1 protein-coding gene is annotated in these 1,151 nt (G+C 74.7%); it reads left to right on the top strand.

What is annotated here, in order from left to right:
- Positions 1 to 1,151: ATP-binding protein (locus G3I53_RS07270; RefSeq protein ID WP_239063637.1), on the top strand; the 1,151-nt coding region annotated here is incomplete at both ends.

Raw genomic sequence — 1,151 nt, 5'->3', positions numbered from 1 at the left:
CGTCCTGCCCCCGGTGGCGGTCGCGCTCAGCGGCTGCGCCGCCGTCCTGTTCACCGTCCGCTCCTCCGGGGTACGGCCCGGCCCCACGATGTGGGCGGTGCTCGGCGGGGCGGTGTCGGTGACGCTCGCCGGCATCGTCATCGCGGCGGTGGCCGCCGACCGCGCCGCCCGGCTGGTGCACGACCGCCTCACGACCCTGCGACGGAGCACCGCCCGCCGCGAGGCCGACCTGCGCACCCTGGTCGACGACCTGCGCCGCGGCGACGGCCCGCCCGCCCGCAGCCACCCCGCCGAACCGCCCGCGGGCGCCGACGACTTCGACCTGCTCGCCGCCGACCTCACCCGCGCCCACGACGGTGCCGTCACCGCCGTCGTGCAGGCCTCCCGCCTCTCCAGCCAGGCGGGCAGCGAACAGAAGCTGGAGGTGTTCGTCAACCTGGCGCGGCGCCTGCAGTCCCTGGTGCACCGCGAGATCTCGATCCTCGACGAGCTGGAGAACGAGATCGAGGACCCCGACCTGCTCAAGGGCCTCTTCCACGTCGACCACCTCGCCACCCGCATCCGCCGCCACGCCGAGAACCTCGCCGTCCTCGGGGGCGCCGTGTCCCGGCGGCAGTGGAGCAACCCCGTGTCCATGACGGAGGTGCTGCGGTCGGCCATCGCCGAGGTCGAGCAGTACTCACGCGTCAAACTGGTGCCGCCGATCGACGGCACCCTGCGCGGGCACGCCGTCGCGGACGTCATCCACCTCCTCGCCGAACTCGTCGAGAACGCCACCGTGTTCTCCGCCCCGCACACCCAGGTCCTGCTGCGGGCCAGCCTCGTCACCTCCGGCCTGGCCGTCGAGGTCGAGGACCGCGGCCTCGGCATGCCCGTCGCCGAGCAGGACCGGATGAACGCCCTGCTCGCCGACCCCGACCAGGTCAACGTCGCCAGCCTGCTGGCCGACGGACGCATCGGACTGTTCGTGGTCTCCCAGCTCGCCAAGCGGCACGGCATCCACGTCCGCCTCCAGACCAACATCTACGGCGGTGTCCAGGCCGTGCTGGTCGTGCCGCAGGCCCTCCTGGGCAGCGAGCCGGGCACCGCGGCGTCGGCCGCCCCCGGCGGCGGCCCCGCGGGCGGGGCGGTCACCGCCACAGCCGGACCGG

This window comes from Streptomyces sp. SID14436, from assembly GCF_010548465.1.
Classification (GTDB): Bacteria; Actinomycetota; Actinomycetes; order Streptomycetales; family Streptomycetaceae; genus Streptomyces.
Note: the sequence above shows the minus strand (reverse complement) of the source record. Positions and strands in the feature narration are given on the sequence as shown.